Source organism: Ruegeria sp. AN6, assembly GCF_056540425.1.
Window position 1 is genome coordinate 114,123 of the sequence record NZ_JBQFWR010000011.1, and the last position, 17,047, is coordinate 131,169.

14 protein-coding genes and 2 pseudogenes are annotated in these 17,047 nt (G+C 53.3%); 11 read left to right on the plus strand and 5 right to left on the minus strand.

The features are described 5' to 3' along the window. Window positions 1–67: 67 nt before the first annotated feature. From ACR0MQ_RS16695 to ACR0MQ_RS16705, 3 genes and pseudogenes are all read left to right on the plus strand, one after another. A complete protein-coding gene (locus ACR0MQ_RS16695; RefSeq protein ID WP_480423537.1) occupies window positions 68–406 on the plus strand; it encodes a hypothetical protein in 339 nt (112 codons plus the stop codon). A 16-nt stretch (window positions 407–422) separates the two neighbouring features. Further along, on the plus strand, window positions 423–2,741 hold the full coding sequence (locus ACR0MQ_RS16700; RefSeq protein ID WP_480609498.1) for a caspase family protein: 2,319 nt from the start codon (window positions 423–425) through the stop codon (window positions 2,739–2,741). 151 nt (window positions 2,742–2,892) lie between these two features. Next, window positions 2,893–3,032, plus strand: a pseudogene (locus ACR0MQ_RS16705) (IS6 family transposase); the annotation flags it as partial. A 164-nt stretch (window positions 3,033–3,196) separates the two neighbouring features. On the opposite strand, the gene ACR0MQ_RS16710 reads toward ACR0MQ_RS16705, so the two are convergent. Both ACR0MQ_RS16710 and ACR0MQ_RS16715 read right to left on the minus strand, forming a co-directional pair. Continuing rightward, window positions 3,197–4,093 carry a LysR substrate-binding domain-containing protein gene (locus ACR0MQ_RS16710; RefSeq protein WP_480609501.1) on the minus strand — a complete coding sequence of 299 codons (897 nt, stop codon included), beginning with the start codon at window positions 4,091–4,093 and terminating at the stop codon, window positions 3,197–3,199. A gap of 328 nt (window positions 4,094–4,421) precedes the next feature. Beyond that, window positions 4,422–6,164, minus strand: coding sequence for an adenylate/guanylate cyclase domain-containing protein (locus ACR0MQ_RS16715; protein ID WP_480609504.1), 1,743 nt, complete (start codon window positions 6,162–6,164; stop codon window positions 4,422–4,424). Window positions 6,165–6,427: 263 nt separating this feature from the next. On the opposite strand from ACR0MQ_RS16715, the gene ACR0MQ_RS16720 reads away from it, so the two are divergent. From ACR0MQ_RS16720 to ACR0MQ_RS16750, 7 genes are all read left to right on the plus strand, one after another. Further along, window positions 6,428–6,793 (plus strand): VOC family protein, encoded by a 366-nt coding sequence (locus tag ACR0MQ_RS16720; RefSeq protein ID WP_170775602.1) that lies wholly within the window; start codon window positions 6,428–6,430, stop codon window positions 6,791–6,793. Window positions 6,794–6,914: 121 nt separating this feature from the next. Next, window positions 6,915–7,286: a YciI family protein gene (locus ACR0MQ_RS16725; RefSeq protein WP_170775604.1), complete on the plus strand. Its 372-nt coding sequence runs from the start codon at window positions 6,915–6,917 to the stop codon at window positions 7,284–7,286. Between the two features lie 3 nt (window positions 7,287–7,289). Then, window positions 7,290–8,525: an RNA polymerase sigma factor gene (locus ACR0MQ_RS16730; protein ID WP_480609508.1), complete on the plus strand. Its 1,236-nt coding sequence runs from the start codon at window positions 7,290–7,292 to the stop codon at window positions 8,523–8,525. Window positions 8,526–8,593: 68 nt separating this feature from the next. After that, window positions 8,594–8,980 carry a VOC family protein gene (locus ACR0MQ_RS16735; protein ID WP_170775608.1) on the plus strand — a complete coding sequence of 129 codons (387 nt, stop codon included), beginning with the start codon at window positions 8,594–8,596 and terminating at the stop codon, window positions 8,978–8,980. Window positions 8,981–9,004: 24 nt separating this feature from the next. After that, window positions 9,005–9,403, plus strand: coding sequence for an MAPEG family protein (locus ACR0MQ_RS16740; RefSeq protein ID WP_170543683.1), 399 nt, complete (start codon window positions 9,005–9,007; stop codon window positions 9,401–9,403). Continuing rightward, a complete protein-coding gene (locus ACR0MQ_RS16745) occupies window positions 9,403–9,747 on the plus strand; it encodes a TfoX/Sxy family protein (protein WP_480609513.1) in 345 nt (114 codons plus the stop codon). The genes ACR0MQ_RS16740 and ACR0MQ_RS16745 overlap by 1 nt, the downstream gene beginning before the upstream one ends. Window positions 9,748–9,759: 12 nt before the next feature. Continuing rightward, window positions 9,760–10,419 carry a DUF2461 domain-containing protein gene (locus tag ACR0MQ_RS16750; RefSeq protein WP_480609516.1) on the plus strand — a complete coding sequence of 220 codons (660 nt, stop codon included), beginning with the start codon at window positions 9,760–9,762 and terminating at the stop codon, window positions 10,417–10,419. 153 nt (window positions 10,420–10,572) lie between these two features. On the opposite strand, the gene ACR0MQ_RS16755 is transcribed toward ACR0MQ_RS16750, so the two are convergent. The 3 genes from ACR0MQ_RS16755 to ACR0MQ_RS16765 form a co-directional block, all read right to left on the minus strand. Then, complete coding sequence (locus tag ACR0MQ_RS16755; protein WP_480609519.1) at window positions 10,573–11,988, minus strand: FAD-binding oxidoreductase; 1,416 nt, start codon at window positions 11,986–11,988, stop codon at window positions 10,573–10,575. Window positions 11,989–12,105: 117 nt separating this feature from the next. Then, window positions 12,106–12,363: a DUF4242 domain-containing protein gene (locus tag ACR0MQ_RS16760; protein ID WP_010443373.1), complete on the minus strand. Its 258-nt coding sequence runs from the start codon at window positions 12,361–12,363 to the stop codon at window positions 12,106–12,108. A gap of 26 nt (window positions 12,364–12,389) precedes the next feature. After that, window positions 12,390–15,989, minus strand: coding sequence for an adenylate/guanylate cyclase domain-containing protein (locus ACR0MQ_RS16765; protein WP_480609522.1), 3,600 nt, complete (start codon window positions 15,987–15,989; stop codon window positions 12,390–12,392). 338 nt (window positions 15,990–16,327) lie between these two features. Between ACR0MQ_RS16765 and ACR0MQ_RS16770 the strand changes: the two are divergent. Next, window positions 16,328–16,997: pseudogene (locus ACR0MQ_RS16770) on the plus strand (IS6 family transposase). The last annotated feature ends 50 nt before the right edge of the window (window positions 16,998–17,047 follow it).

Genomic DNA, 17,047 nt, shown 5'->3' on the forward strand with positions numbered 1-17,047 from the left:
CAGAGAGAGTTTACCAAGCGTAAGCTTGGAGATGAAATTGATTAGTTCAGAGAGTTGGGAGGCTATTATGGCCCGAGTTTCACTGCCAATACTATTGTCGGGTACGTTCATTTTGGCAGGATGCGAACTGCCGTGGACTGCAGAGACACAAACCGTTCCATCAAGCCCCGCAACACAACCTGTTTCAGCGGCTTCGCCAACACCTACCCAAGTGTCGGCCCCAGTGGTCCAAACTGCTCCCGCACCAACCGAAAGCACGTTGATCTCCGGCGAAGAGCGCCAAGGCGACGGAGGTGGCGATAGCGGTGGAGGAAATGATGGCGGTGGAGGAAATGATGGCGGCAGTGGTGGCGGCAGTGGCGGCGGCGGTGGAACCGGCGGCGGCGGCGGCGGTAGCTGGAACTAGCGCAGGGATATAAAACATGTTGAAGCGTAGTCTGCTAGGCGCGCTCTTCGGGGGCACAGTCGCTTTGTCTGCGGCAAGCGACTCTGTTTGGGCGCAATCAAGTTCTGAGAGCACAGCGCAGATTACTGAAGCGCCTCGGATTGCAATTGTGATTGGTAATCAGGATTACTCCGAAGTCGTCGACCTTGCGAATGCGCAAAAAGATGCGCAAGACATTGCTGCTCTGTTACGGGAATTCAACTTTAAGGTTTACGACGGATACAATCTTGAAAAGCGAGAATTCGAGGAGCTTCTTCGAACTGCGGTTCTAAACATTCCTGATTCAGCCAACGTCCTATTTTATTATGCTGGCCATGGCATTCAGATTGGGCGACGCAACTACCTGTTACCGGTCGATGCAAAATTCGAAAGCATCTACGACGTTCCTTTGGCCACGATGACACTGGACCGGATTATCGACACATTATCCGCCAGAAGTTCAGCCCATGTAGCGATCCTTGATTCATGCCGGGACAATCCGTTCAGCGATATCAGGTTGGCAGCGGATCTTGATGCAAACTTGTTCGAAACGCGACCAGGCTTTGATGTTTTTAGCACGCCTTTGAATTCACTAGTCGCATATTCGACCTCACCCGGTGCCGTCGCCAGCGATGGCGACATCGGCCAGAACAGCCCCTATACTTCAGCCGTATTAGAAGCTGCACGGGCCACTCCATATGACAACATCCAACAATTGTTCCCGGTCATCAGGGAACGTGTCCACCAAGCGACGGGTGGGCGCCAAATACCGTGGGAAAGCTCTACGCTGGTGAAACCTTTTTACCTGGCCCAATACCAGGCTGAACAGCAGCCCCAGGCCGTACCGAGCGAAACCAGCCAGTCGCTGGACCTCGTTCAGCAGTTCGACAAAAGCATTCCGCTGATCCAAACGTTGTCGCAGGCGCTCGGGACCGAAATCACCGATGTCCAGATTGTCGAACGCCCTGAACAAGGTGTAATCGCGCTGGAAGATACTCAGCAAACCGCCTCGATTTCATATGCTCCTGAAATTTCAGATGTCCGTGCGGTCGAGATTAGCAATAATGGCGTTCGGGACAGTTTTAGCGTTGAAGTTGTCACCTCCGATCAGGAACGTAAACGCGTCGACGTCTCATTGCAGCTGGACATTAACGCATGCGACATCGAAGCAGGTGATGCACTTGATCTCAATGGTGTCGGTGTATTTCGCCTTCCAAACGAACTGGACATCCCGGCCGGTCTGAAGGCGTGTGGCACAGCTGTCGCCGAATATCCTGGTAATGCCCGTTTTCGATATCAGCTTGGGCGGGTGCAACAGGCCGCCGGTCAACTGGTAGATGCACATGCCAATATATCTGCGGCGGCACAAGCTGGCCACATACGGGCGAAATTTGCCTTGGCCATGCTGCTCGACTCGGAACGGATCGACCGTGGTGTAACCAAAATTCCGTATGACCCTCAACAAGCGCTCAGCCTGCTGGAACAGGGCACCGCGGAACAAGACCCGTACGCCATGCACCGACTTGGGAAAAAGCTGCTACGAGAAGGTGATACCCAACAGGAAAAGAGCCGTGGGTTTGAGCTTCTTGAGCGTGCAGTTGAACTTGGACACACATTTTCGATGAACGAGCTTGGACTGTATTTCCTGCGGGAAGACTCGGCGCATTACATACCGGAGAGAGGCATGCGATATCTCCGGGCGTCTGAATTACGAAAAGACATCTATGGCTACGACAACCTCGCCTATGTCGCACTGCTTGGCCTCGGCGGGAACCCTGTCGACTATGACAAGGCATTGCAATATTTCATGGCAGCCTCCGAAGGCGGTCACCCAACTGCCCCGGCCAGCATCGCGCGGATGATCTTGCGTGGCCAGCTTGAAGGCCGATCTCGCTCTGAAGCATTGGAGTGGTATGATGTATCACTTGCAAGGGGCGATGCTTGGGGTGGGGCAAACGGCGCTTATATCATCCTCGACGGTCAGGTTTCAGGAAAAGGTCCGGCAGACGCCGCCCTCAGAGCTGCAAAGGCAGCGTTGTTGGCAGATACTGAAGCAGCCGCCCAGGCACAATCGCAGTTGGACAATGTACCACGCGAGGCCTTGGACCGTGCTCTCCAGATGGCACTGAACGAATTAGGTGAAAGTATCAAAGTAGACGGCCAGGTCGGCGCGCAGACTCTAAAATCGCTGGAAAACGCAACTGCTTTGAACAGAGTGCCCATACCCTACGCCGCACTGGAGGATCCGAAAGAACGGCTCTTGCTAGCGGCAAGAGTGTACTGGGCCAGAAACCCGGTGCGTTTCGATTTATTTTAGCGGTATGTTTTGGTTCTGACCTGACGTTCGTTGCTTACCATGGAAAGCTCACCCGACCAAAATGTTACACAACCAATTCCACGAACTACTATGTCGGGCATGGATGTAGTGAGCTCATGATACAATTAAGTGTCAGGCCGAATGTCAGCTCATGATCTCGCAAAAAGGCGCGCAATACCCGAAGGCCGTGATCCTGTCTCAGTGTTCTTTTGTGTTCGGTGCGGTGTTTCATACCGAGACTCGGAAGAGATATTGGGTGAACACGGTATATCAGCAGATTACGTCACGCTGATCCTTGAATAAGCACGTGCAGCTCGCTGCGTTTGGCAGGTTTCGCTGCGGAGCCCGCCGCTAACGAGCAATCAAATCAAAAGACACTTCGTTGTCTCTGAGGTCGATTAGGGATTCAAGGCGGACCGACCGGTGCGCTCGGTTTGATTCTGCGCATCGCAAAATTAAGCAGTAGCCACACCTTCAGGCGATTGCGCCTCCTGTTGCAACCACTCTCGAACAACACGGACGGCTCGCCGCCGTCCCGCGCGCTGGTTGGTGGCGAGGTAATATCCTCCAAAGGGAATTTCTACGTCGTTAAGGCGCACCAACGCACCCGTCTCAACTTCTGTTTGACAAAGGTGCTTGTCCATCAGAACCGCCCCCAAGCCGGCCACGGCCGATTGGATTGACAGGAGTGCTCCTAACGGATGAGGCAGATCAAGAGTAGGAACCTCTTTTAAACCAGATTTCGAGAACCATTCTGGCCAAAGACAGAATGTTGCCTCTTCAATCAATGGGCCCGTAGCCAGAACTTTAAGGTCAGTCTCGGAACCTATAATTGGCGCAAAGTTTGGCGCGGCAAAAGCTCTGACCAGAGATGGAAACAACAGGTCGCACCCTTCGTCTGGGTGGGTGCGAAGATATCTTAGGCCCAGATCGAAATCGTGCGCCTCAATATCCATGACCTCTGTTGTGATCGAAAGACGTAGGTCTATCTCTGGATGCGCGGCTTTCAGTCGTGGTAGCCGTGGCACCAACCATTTTTGCGCGACGGCGCTCTCTGTTGTCATGGTAACAACACCTTTGGGCGCAGACGTCAGAGCGTCAGTTGCGATGGCAATTTGGTCAAGAGCAGGCGTGATCTGTCCCAAGTAGATTTGTCCCTGTTCGGTGAGGGCAACACCAGATTTATGCGCCCGGAAAAGATGCACGTTCAATCGCTTTTCCAACCCGCGTATGTGGCGGGAAATTGCGGGGTGCGATACGTTCAATTCCTCCGCTGCACGGGTAAAGCTACCCAACCTCCCAGCTGCCTCAAAGGCACGCAGCGGATTTAGGGGAGGTAAGTTTCTTGGCATGATCGATTGTGACTTTTTGGAACAATGGGTGTCAAGAAACGGCGTTTGTTGGATGTCAAGATTTTTAAGAAAGTAGGTGCATGACTACTAAAGGAGAGATCCATGAAGTACGCCTATTCTCGTGATTTTGTATCACATCGTGAAGTCCCGGCCTCAGGAGTCAAAAGTGCGGGCCCCTTGTGCGAAAAAGTCAAAGAGTTGCTCCGATTATTGCTAGCAAAGCGAAATGATCCTAACAGAATGAGCAGGGTTGAACGGCAAGATTCCGGAATCTCAGACGCCGAGAACGATTGGCATAACGCCTTACACGGACCTTTGATTAAGTGAGTCAGACGGGCAAACCAGCTTTGTGCAGACCGGTCGCCAGAACTTCGAAATCGTCTCGACACCGCCACATAGATTCATAACCACGCGCAAGAGTGGAGAGATTATCTTTGGGCACTTCGATGCCTCGACTCCCAAATTCGTCATGGCGCTCCGCGATAAATTCCTGCAATGCAGCCGCCGCCTCAGATTGTCGACCAAGATGCGCGTAAGATGCTGCCACGAATGCCGCAGCTAACGAGTTGAGCCGAGCCTCTCCCATCAAAAAGCCGATTGCTTCCTCGTAGTTTCCGCAAAAGAATTCTATCTGCCCCATGATCCAATCGATCGAAGGGGGATGCAACGGATCTAATCGCATTGCTTCCGATACGACCTCTCTCGCTTTTTCGTGCCTCCCCAGCAATAGAAAAGCATAACCGCACCACGCCATGGACTCCGCTTCGTTTTCGATCTGCGATAAAGTCTTTTCGAACTGTGCATTTGCTTCGTCCCAGAGGCCTGCGCAGAGATAAGCAAAACCCAGTTGGTCTTGAATGTAGACGTCCCGGTTGTCCAGTGCAGCACCCTTGCGGGCGATATGCAGGATGTGATCGGAAGCGTCAGAGCCCGCCAATCCCAGCCAAAGATCGATAACATAGGTGTCTGAGAGGTACATGTAAGACCGAGCGATGGACGGATCGAGCGCAATGGCCCGTTCCAGCAAAGCTCGTGCTTTAGCCGTATCCCTGGCATTTAGGCCATCTCGAAGAGCTTTGCTTCGAAGCATCAGCTCATAGGCCTTCATCTCATCTGCTGGTTTTTGCGATGATCGGTCGGCAACGTTGTGTTGAACACGTCCCGGAAGGACCGCAACGATGTTGCGGGCCACCTCGTCCTGAACGGACAGGATGTCTTCCAACTCGCGATCATATCGTTCTGACCATAGCTGCGAGCCAGTACTGGCTTCCGCGAGCTGTACAGAAATTCTTACCCGACTACCGGCCTTTCGAACGCTGCCTATTACGAGATAATCGGCTCCCACTTCTGCTGCGATCTCTGCCGGATCGGTTTCCTGTGTTTTGAAACGGAAAGATGCGTTTCTGGAGACAACCTGAAGAGTACGAAATCGAGACAATCCGGTGATAATGTCTTCTGCGATGCCATCGCTGAAGAATGCCTGCTCCGGGTCGTCACTCAAACTGTGCAGTGGTAAGACTGCGATGGTAGCTTTATGGGGTGTAGCTGCTGGCTTCGCGTCAGACTGTGCTTGCTCCGCTCCCCCAATGCGCCAGGCCCTAACGGGCTCGGCAATGTTCTTGATGGTATGTGTGCCCGCATCCTCCCACACGACCGAAATGCGGTTGCCAACCACGCGATAGACAGCGTCCGAAACGAGCACACCTCCTGGCGGGGCAAGTTGCTCTAAACGCGAGGCAAGGTTAACACCAGAGCCGAAGACATCATCCTCTTGCATGAGGATATCACCAAGATTGATGCCAATGCGGAAAAGCAACGGGTCTGGCTCTTCCATGGGTGATTGTTGCCATTCAACGGCGCAAGAAACCGCGTCTGCAGCACTAATGAAGCTAGCCAAAATGCCATCACCCATAAGTTTGACAATCCGTCCGTGGTGACGATTGATCAGAGGTACAACGGTACCTTCTAAGTGAGCGGTCAACGCATCAAGCGTTCCAGCTTCGTCTCGCTCCATGCGACGAGTATAGCCGACCATATCGGCGACCAGAATTGCTGCAAGCTGTCGCTCCAAATTTACCTCCCTTCCTCTGCATAACGACCGGCGTGGTATTAGACCATCCATAACTGAGTGGTCACATCCTTTGATCATAGGCTTTGTGCTTGTTGTGACAGTTCCACTGGCACCCGCTTTCGCAGTCGCAGCGTAGGTCCGCAAAGCGGGCTGCGCCCGCAGCATCGCGGGTGGGCGACGAATGTCTCTTAGGGGCCGCGCTTATCAAATCCCACATATTGGAGTAGTCTTTTCCGATAGCGTCTCCTGGTTAGAAATCGAAGATGGAAAAAGTACTGGGCTTTGGCGGGTTTTTCTTCAGGGCAGACGAGCCTGCTACTTTGGCAGCATGGTATCGTGACAATTTGGGCATTGATCTCGTACCAAACGACTATGAAACACCGTGTTGGACGCAGGAAGCAGGCGAGACTGTATTCGCCCCGTTTGAAAAAGTGACAGAGTATTTCGGGAACCAAGAAAAGGCATTTATGCTGAATTTTCGTGTTCGTGACATTGAGAAAATGATCGCGCAGCTCGAATCCAATGGTGTCGACGTCCGCCGAGATCCGGAATCGCCATATCCGAATGGCAAATTCGCGTGGCTCAATGATCCAGAGGGAAACCCAATTGAGCTTTGGGAACCCACCTAGCATTCGATTAGCCTCTCGGTGTTCCAACTGGCTATCTTGCGACCATGCATTGTGGACCGGTTGTCGGATTTGCATGTCCTCGCGCGTCCTTGCACCATGGGACTGATGCATGGAGGCGAAAATGATATACGCAATCACGATTTATGGGGAGCCGGGCGTGTTCGAAGCGCTGCCCAAAGATCGCCAGGAGGAGGTGATGTCGGGACACAGCGCGCTGCAATCGGCATTAACGGACCTGGGCGAGTTCGTGTCGATGAAACTGATGCCGCCAACCTCTGCTGTTATGGTCGAGCCAGCTACGACCGAAGGCACGGCTCCCCTGATCACCGACGGTCCGTTTGCGGAGACAAAAGAGAATTTCCTTGGGTTCTATGCCGCTGATTTCAAAGACCTTGATGAAGCGTTGGAATACGCAAAGATGATCTCATCCCCTGTCGCACGGCTAGAGGTGCGCCCGGTTGCCTGGGCGGGCGGCGTAATCTCGTCGGAATAGGTCATGTCAGACTGGCTTGAGGCTACAATTACTCTGCACCGACCGCGCGCGCTTGCGGCCCTGACCCGATTGTTCCGGGATATCGACACGGCAGAAGAGGCATTTGCCGAAGCTTGCCTGAAGGCGCTGACGGTCTGGTCCAAAGACGGACCACCTCGCGACCCGTTAGCTTGGCTGCTGACGACCGCTCGCAACTCGGGCCTTGATCATGTGCGCAAATCACAGCGTCGTGCGGCAATTCTGGCGCGTCACAGTGAGGAATTTCAGTTGATGCCCGCCGAAACACCGGACCCTGACGAAATGCGCGATGATGTATTGCGACTGCTATTCATTTGCTGCCATCCGGAACTCGACCGGCGGGACCAGATTGCCATTGCCTTGCGCGTGGTTTTGGGGCTGAGCGTAGACGATATCGCGAGCGGATTTCTGATCAGGCCAAAAACTATGGAACAGCGGATCACCCGTGCAAAAAAGAAGATTGCGAGCAATCCGGTTGCCTTCGAAACACCCAGCCCGGCTGAGCGGGGTGCACGTTTGGGTGAAGTTTCCTTGATGGTCTACCTGATGTTCAGCGAAGGGTGGTCAACCTCAAAGGGTCCAAATCAGATCAAGCTTACCTTGTGTGAAGAGGCGATCCGCCTGGCACGTCTACTGTCGGTGCTGTTTCCTGCGATGGGGGAACAAACTGCACTACTGGCATTGTTGCTGTTTCAACACGCTAGGCGTCATGCGCGAATTGACACGGACGGAAAACTTGTCGCGTTGGACGATCAGGATCGCAGCCTTTGGGATCGCTCGGACATCGCCGAGGCGACGGGTCTTTTGCAAAAGGCTCAGCGGACTGGTCATCATGGTGTTTACATCGTACAGGCTGCAATCGCCGCAACACATGCCCATGCGGATTCGGTAGATGACACGGACTGGGCGTCGATCGAAAGTCACTACGCTGCTCTCTACGCATTGCAGCCAACACCTGTCATCCGTCTCAATCAGATTGCGGCTCAGGCCAAGCTGCACGGCCCGTATTATGCGTTAAAGGCGATGGAGACTCTGGCGCAGGATTTGTCCACCTATCGCTGGTTCCACGCAATGCGCGGAGGGCTTTTGCAGGAAACCGGCGATCACGACGCGGCGATTGCCGCCTTTGAAACGGTAATGAATCTTGGCCCAACCGCGCCCGAACGTGTTGCGATCACGGAAAAAATAGAGATTAGCCAAAAAAAATTACGCGGCGTGTAGGGATCGCTGGATATCGCGCGTCCTTGGATCAGACCCGTATGTGGCGGGCGTAACCAAGGGAGAAGCACATGAGTATTCTTGAGATGACCACTGTCGGAAACTCCGGCTGGATCGGACATTCCGGCCCCAATCAGGGCAAAGCCAAAGCCTTTTATCAAGAGGTGCTGGGCTGGACGATCAATGACATGCCCATGCAGGACGGAGCAAGCTATTCAGCCGCCGTTGTTGGCGAAACCGCTATTGGTGGCTTTTCCCCGGTGCCAGAGGATAATGGTACCTGGACGATTTTCTTTACCGTGGCTGACGTGGACACCAGTGTCGCCAAGGCTGAGGCCAAAGGTGCCGCGATTGTCCAGCCTGCTATGGATATGCCGGGGGTCGGTCGCATGGCCACTCTGACTGACCCGCAAGGGGCACGGTTTGCGCTAATCACATATGAGAGCATGGCGTCCTAAGCGCAATCAAAAAGGAGGCATAACATGGAACAGTTTCCGCAGATCGCGCTGGTCGTCACTGCTATTTTTGTTTTGATGAGTATTCCGATGGCGATCGCCGTTGGTGTGCGTCGCACCAAGACCGGGATCTCTTTGCTTCACGGTGAGGATGAAAACTTGCTGCGGCTGATGCGGGCGCATGGGAACTTCATCGAATACGTGCCGCTTGCATTGCTTGCCCTGGCGGGGGCAGAAATCGCAGGAACCCCATCCTGGCTGGTCGCCGCCTGCGGTGGTGTGCTGCTGCTTGCCCGCCTCGTCCACTATTTCAGCCTCAGCACTTCGGTGAATGGCAAGGGGCGTGCGGTAGGGGCGGCGCTGACGACCTTGGCCATGTTGGTGCTTGCGCTGGCAATCCTCTGGCAGCTTTGGATCTACAGCTGATGCCAGTGGATGAAACACTCAACGCCCGGATGCGAGATCCTCTGGCCGCGCATGTGGGCATTTCCGAAAAGCGGATGATGGGCGGCCTGTGCTTCTTTTTGAATGGCAACATGGTTTGTGGTGCGCGCAGACATCAGGATGGCGTGGGTCGGTTCATGTTTAGGGTGGGAAAGGTGAACGAGCCCACGGCATTGCAGGAACCCACAGCCCGCGCTGTGATTCACGGAACCCGCAAGCTGGGCGGTTTTGTTCGCGTCGACGCATCAGATTGCGATGACGCAGCCTTGCTACGGTGGCTGCAGCTATGCCCAGAACATGCCGCGGCGTTGCCCAAGAAAGACTGAACGGAGGATCTTATGGCCAAATTCGATTGTTTTGCTGCCGAGGCAGTGGGCTTCCTGCAAGAACTGAAGGCCAACAATACCAAGGACTGGTTTGCAGCGAACAAGGCGGCATATGAGACTCACATTAAGGCGCCCAGCAAGCTGTTCGCCGAAGATATGGAGTTGGCGCTACGCGATTTGACTGGGCAGGATCATAGCAGCAAAATCTTTCGGATTCATCGCGATGTTCGGTTTTCCAAAGACAAGACACCCTACAACGCGCATCTGCACCTTGCGTTCCTACCGGCAGGACAGGCGCTTCAGCCGCCAATGTGGTTCTTTGGCCTTTCCCCAGAAAAGCTGTCACTCGGATGTGGGGTGTTCCAGTACGACAAAGGGGCTTTGGACACTTTCCGCGATGCGATGGCGGGTCCTCTGGGCGCAGAGTTAACCCAGATCACATTAGAGATGCGAAATCGGGGTTTCAGGATCGGTGACCCGGAGTTGAAGCGCATCCCGCCCGGATTTGACAAAGATCATCCCCATGAGGAAGCGTTGCGGCGCAAAGGCTTTGCAGTTTGGATGGATACCGAGACCCCAGCCTTTGTTTTGAAGTCGAATCTGACGGAACTCACAGCCGCCGAGTTCGCCAAACTGATGCCAGTGTTTGAGCTGCTTTCGCGGATCACGTGACCCCACTACTGCGAACACAACGGATGGCGGCTTTTACGGGCGCACCGCAACCTGGATCCGGTTGGATGATCGGCAGGAACGAGAAATGCGGCGTGACGACAAAGCAAACCAATCAACATCAATCTGGATCAAATTATGCAGTTCTGGATTCCATCACGCAGGCAAGATATTGTGGTTTACCCTGAACAAGTTGGTGGGGTCATATGTGCCCTTGATCTTAGAAAGCTTCTCACCGTTGTCACCATATGCTCCTGCCATGTGATCCGCTTCGTCTTCGGGCATAAAGTTGACATACGCACTACCGGTCGCGTGCGGTCGCATCTGGTCATAAAGATCTCGCGCCCAAGCAATGCACTCGGCATCCTTGCTGGGATCCTCCCAACGCGTGTGAACATTCATGATGAAGTGAGCAGATCTCTGGGGATAAGCGGTAGAACCGGCCTCGACGCGCGCCATTGCTCCGCCCACATGGGCAATAAAAACTTCACACGCCGGGTCAGGAAGGCTGGAAATCGCCTCCAAGAGTGCTGATATTGCATCCGAAGAAAGTGCATCGAAATCATGGCTCTTCCAGTAGTTTCTGGCGCCTGGCGTCAACAAAGGATCAAAAGCGGCCTGCCAGTCTACGAACTTGTGGGGAGATATCACATCGGCGATTGGTTCACCTAACGCGCGCAATGCCGCCATAGCTTTTTCACCTTCCTCCATCGGCCCGCTAAAGCAGGCTGCAAAGATCAGCACCTCTCGCCCATGCCACTCAGTTGGCAGGAACGGTAGAGGAGGCGCTTTTCGCATCACGCTCCAGACGGTCAGCTCATCCGGGGAATTGTCAGCAATCGTAGCAAATTCAGCGAGGAGCTCTGGCGCATTTTCTATCGGATGAACAATGAGGCCAGACAGGACATCGGGTCCTAGCTCATGCAGTTGGAATTCAAATGAGGTTACGACACCAAAGTTTCCACCCCCACCGCGGATAGCCCAGAAAAGTTCCGGGTGGCTTGTAGGGGATGCGGTTACAATGGCTCCGTCCGCAGTCACGACTTCCGCTGAGAGCAGGTTGTCGATCGTCATGCCAAATTTCCGGGTGGTCCATCCAAAACCGCCGCCAAGGGTAAGGCCCGCAATGCCCGTGGTCGAGTTGATTCCAACGGGAACGGTAAGCCCATGTGCCTGGGTTTCACGATCCACATCTCCTAGCAGTGCACCCGGTTCAACCCGAGCAGTTTTGTTGACAGGATCTACGTGAACCGACCGCATTTGGGACAGATCGAGCATGACTGTTTCATCTGCGACAGCGTGCCCTGCAATCTGATGCCCACCCGACCGAACCGACATTACGAGGCCAGTGTCTCGTACGAAATTCACGGCCTTCTGCACATCGCTTGCTCCCAGAGCGCGGATCACGAACCCCGGGTAACGTTCGAACATGCTGTTCCACGTTGTTCTTGCGTCTTCGTATTCCGGGGTGCCTTTCTGGTAGACCCCGCCACGAAGCGATGCATCAAGAGCGCCCAACGCGTCTTGGTCCACTGTTGCCGTACCACCGTCGAGTGTTTTCAGATCAAACATGCGTAAGCCTCCCAATAGTCAGGTCGGGCTTCTTGCAAGGCTGCCTCAGCTAATTGCTATTTCCGTCGCGTTGTCTCGCGAAGTCGTTTCATTGAGGTGGGTAAAAATGGCTGCTGATCAGGCAAATATTGCCGGATCAATCCGATCCACAGGTGTTATGACATCAGCAGGAATATTCAGTCGCTCAGCCGCCTTTCTGAGGCTCTCCTCATCAGGGGCTTCGTACAAGCAGTATGTTTTGCGCTTATCTGCGCTGAGGAACGAAAAAATCCATTCGACGCCGACTTCGTCATTGATTTCTTTGATGTGAATTTTGTCATCTTCACTGACGTTTAGCTGCTCGGCAAAATTTCTTTCAATTATGTATCTAGGCATTAAGTCCCCCAAACAGTTTAAGTACCTTAACTCGCTACTCCTTCGAGCTTTGACCTTAGGGAAACCATACCCAATTTCTGCGAAATTGCCAACGCTTCCCCTTCCAGTTGAAACGCCTGTTCCACATCCTTGGGGCGTCCCCTTCGCCTCAATGCGGATGCATAAGCCGCTTTGCTGTGCGCAATCCAAGGTGGGCATTTCATGCGCGTGTCAATTTCAATAGCCTTCTGGAACATTGTGTCTACGGCATCCCAGTCTTTTAACACCGTGCCCAGACCGCCGAGACGTCGCGCTGCCGCACCTGCGCACACCGTCGTTGCCCCTGCAGTGATCGTCAGTTCTTCGTACGGAGCCAGTAATTCATAGAGCGTCTTGGCATGTCCCTGATGTTCAATGGCGACGCATATGTCAGCCAGATAAGATAAGGTCGTTGAATACATAGCGTCGAATGGAAGATCAAAGCCATTGTCGGCCATTTCGTTCAGTATACGTTCAGCAGGTTCCTTGTACCCGAGCTCGGCCGCGATAAGGCCAAATCCTGGTCTCCACGAGATGTCTTCGGGACTGTCCGTCATCAATTTCTTGATCACAGGCGCGACCTCGTGCAGTCGGTTTTGCTCGCGGCGGATGGTGAACATCTGGACCCCGAAGACGCCCTCAACATGTTCCCCATGGGTCTTTCGACCGATCTTCACTGCCTCGGTGGCGTGTTTTTCCGCTTGCTCAAAATCGCCGTCCATAATTGCAACCATGGCGCGTGCGTGTTTCTGAACCCAATAGAGTTGCAGATGATTGTCCTTTTCCGAAATCTCGGTGAGCAAGCCCAGAGATTGGTCCATCAACTCGCGGTCGGCCATCTCGGCACCTAAAAACAAGCTGAGAGTCCGGTTTCGTCCTTGATCGATACTGCCAAGATGCTCGGCCACACCATGCATAGCCTCCAGGTTTTCGCGCCAATGGCGGGTTTCTCTTCCCTTACGCGCAACGAATGGGGCTCCAAAATGCATCATCATTACCAAGAACTGGGATTTATAATCTCCCAGTTTTGCGGCCAGCTCCATGGACTGCTGCCCGAAACGCGCACCTTCGGAAAACTGACCTACGAACATATGGGCGCGCGCAAGTTGGCTCATCAATCTGCACCGACGGACTTCATCATCATCGGGCAAATCTTTCAGTGCATTGTCGCAGAGTTCGATCGCCTCGCTGTGCCTTTCGCTGGACATCATGCATGAGTCAGCGAAGTGGTTGGCCGCGTCAGCGGCTAGCTCCACGTTGTGCACCGCCCGGGCCGCGTTGGAAGCGTCTTTCAGAACTGCTATACCTTCAGGCAATTGGCCCAGACTGTCATGGCTGCGGCCGACCAAGATCTTGCCTTTGATCAATTCTGTATTGGAGTCTGAGCCAAGTTTTTCGGCTGCTCTTAAAGTTTCCTTGGCGTTCGTCATCGCTTCTTGGCTGGCAGATCGCACCAACGCCATTTCTGTCGCAATCTGCCATTTTTCAAACGCGGCACTCCAGTCCTCAGCCTCTGAAAGGTGGCGCGCGACCAGTTCAGGGCGACGCTCGATCTCAGATGACCTTATCCGCATCAAAGCACGCGCCACGTCTGCGTGCTGTTGTCTCCGGGTTGAACTCAACATGGATTGATAAGCGGTATCGCGAATAAGGGCATGGCGGAAAACGAAGTGCCCGCGATTGTGTCCGCTTTCAAAGATCAAGCCTGTTCGAGAAAGCTCTTCGAGACATTTATTGATATCGGATTCTTCAAGGCCCTTCGCGGCACATAATATGCTCGGCTCAAACTCCCGGCCAATAACCGATCCAGTAAGGGCGACCTGTTTTGCTTCTGGCGATACTGCATCGAGCCGCGCCATCAACGCGCCTTTCAATGACGATGGTATGTAGCCTTGCCCCTGCTCGCCGGATTCGACAATGGCTCGGGTCACTTCTTCCACGAATAGTGGAACACCATCTGTTTTTTCAATTATTGTGGTGATCAAAGCTTTGTCCGGTCTCTTGCCTGTAATGTTTTCGACAAGGTTTGAGACATGCGCAGAATCAAATCGGCGCAAAACCAGAGACTGTACGTGTGTGTCCCCATCAACACGGGCGAATTCCCACCCGGGTCTGTGGGTTATCAAGATCATCAGGCGAAGATCGGTGCATATCGACTTAAACCGCTCCAACAAGGCCTGTGTGGATGGGTCAATCCAATGAGCATCTTCTACGCAAAGAATAACCGGGCGTACGCTCGACCGCACCTGCACTGTGTGGATCAATGTTTGGATTGTCGTGTCGCGCTGCTCCTGAGGCGACATCTCGAGCACCTTTTGGGCGAGCGCACTACGAGGTGCGACCAATGCTGCAAAGACAGGCAGAACTTGTTCCCAATCCAACCCTGGCCGTCCTTCAAGCATCTTTCTGACATGATCAAGGATCAGATTGTCATCAAAGTCCGGTTCAACACCCGCATCCTGGGATATTCGTTGGGCTACCGGATGAAATGGGCTGCTGCTGAGATAGGGGGAACAATTCAGCCTTATGACATCGGCTTGGTCGTTTTCAGTGATTTCTGCAAGGAATTCCTCTGTAAGCCTTGACTTTCCAATTCCGGCTTCACCGGAGAGTAGAACAACGTCTCCGTGACCGTTCTGAGAACGTTGCCATGATTGCAGTAGGATACCCTTTTCGTAGTCCCGGCCAACCATGACGCTGTCGACATCGTCTCGATGTGAGGCGCGGAACCGGCTTTCCGCACTGCGTTCCGACACCACTTTCTGCAGACTACGTGGTTCAGCAAACCCTTTTAGCTCTGCCTGCCCAAGAGATTTAAACTCAAATATCCGATGCAAAGTTGTCTCGGTTTCTTCAACTGACAAAATGACTGAGTTTGGCTCTGCATGTTCTTGAAGCCGTGCCGCAAGGTTGACGACCGGACCAGTCATGGCCCCTTCCTCATATGTGTTTTCGCCAATAGTATCGCCGACCACAACATCACCGCTCGCAATTCCCAGTCTGACGGACAAAGACTCTCCGTCAGGCGTTTTGAGTTCTTTGACACGGCGAACAGACTCAAGGCCGGCTTTTACCGCCCGAATTGCGTGATCCTCATAAGCCCGCGGCCATCCGAAAAACACAAGAAGACCATCGCCCAAGTACTTTGCAACGTAGCCACCGTATCGGCTTACGGCCCCTGCAACGGCATCTTGATAGTTCTGTAGCAAGTCCCGCATGTCTTCGGGATCAAAGCGATTGGTGAGTTCAGTCGAGCCGACAAGATCGGCAAACAAAACTGTTACGTGACGCCTTTCTGCAGTAGGCGGTTCAACATACTTCTGTTTGCGCAGATCATCACTTTGTGAATCGTCTAAGGTCAGCGCTTGTTCGTCTTCAGGCGCTTGACCACGAGCTGCTGGTAACGGTGAGGTTGCGGGTCTTTGGCCGTCTAGCTCGTGAATTGCAGCAAGGATGATTTTGCGGTGACCAAGGCTAACTCCAAGCTCTTTTAAGTCGTCGCCAGATAGTAATGGCAGAACGCGCGCATCAATATCGTTTTCCGCAAATACATCCGCGTACTGACTCAGATCGAGATCGTTTAACCACTTGTCTATTCCAGCCGACATCTTTGGATCATGCTGAGATACGCGACACTAATCAAGAATAGGCTTTCAAAATGAACTGATTATTCAATGAATGGCATCCGCTGTCATCTGTCTTCTGGTCACTCTACAATTCCGACTTTTGCCTTCGCATTCTAGATTTACGCGACTGGTTGATTAGCGGCACGCGTTTTATATTTTGCCTTTGAAGGCGACTTTGTCGGCAGTGCGGTTACTCACCACAATTCGACGAACGACCGCACCGAGCCCATCTCGGGGATCTGTTGCAAACTTTTAGCCATTGACGCTAGCGCCACCAACAGGTGAATGACCTTCAGAATTATCAAGTCGAAAGTCTATTCATAATCTCCTTTAAAGGCGCACAATATCCGAAGGATGTGATCCTCTTTGCTGTGTTCTTCTATGTTCGACAAGGCGTGTCCTACCGAGATCATGCGCGAACGAGGCGTATCGGTTGATCACACCACACTGAACCGTTGGGTCACACAGTATCCCGCTGCGATCGCAGAAGCAGCGCGTCGACGAAAAAGGCCGTGCGACCGTTCCTGAAGAATGGACGAGACCTACATCAAAGTTAAAAGCACGTGGGTCTATCTCTACCGAGCCGTCGATAAACACGGCAAGACACTAGATTTCATGTTATCCCAGCGTCGCAACAAATAAGCTGCCACCAAGTTCTTCGCCCGAATGCTGGAAGCCAATGGCCTGCCTCGAAAGATCGTCATCGACAAAAGCGGCGCCAACACCGCAGGCATTAATACCATCAACAAGATGCTTAAGAGCTTTGGCTCTCCGATCCCTATTGAGATGGTCAGACGGAAATACTTGAACAATATCGTTGAGCAGGACCACCGTTTCATCAAGAAGTGAACACGCCCGATGCTGGGGTTCAAAGCCTTCGCATCCGCGTCCGTGACGCTGGACGGAATCGAAGTCGGGAACATGATCCGCAAGGGTCAGTTCACGCCCGGAATCTGTCCGTTTCGTCAATTCGCAGCACTGGCCGTTTAGCTCCCCTGCAATCGCTTAAACAGTTCATCGTTCCCAAAAGATTGCAACAG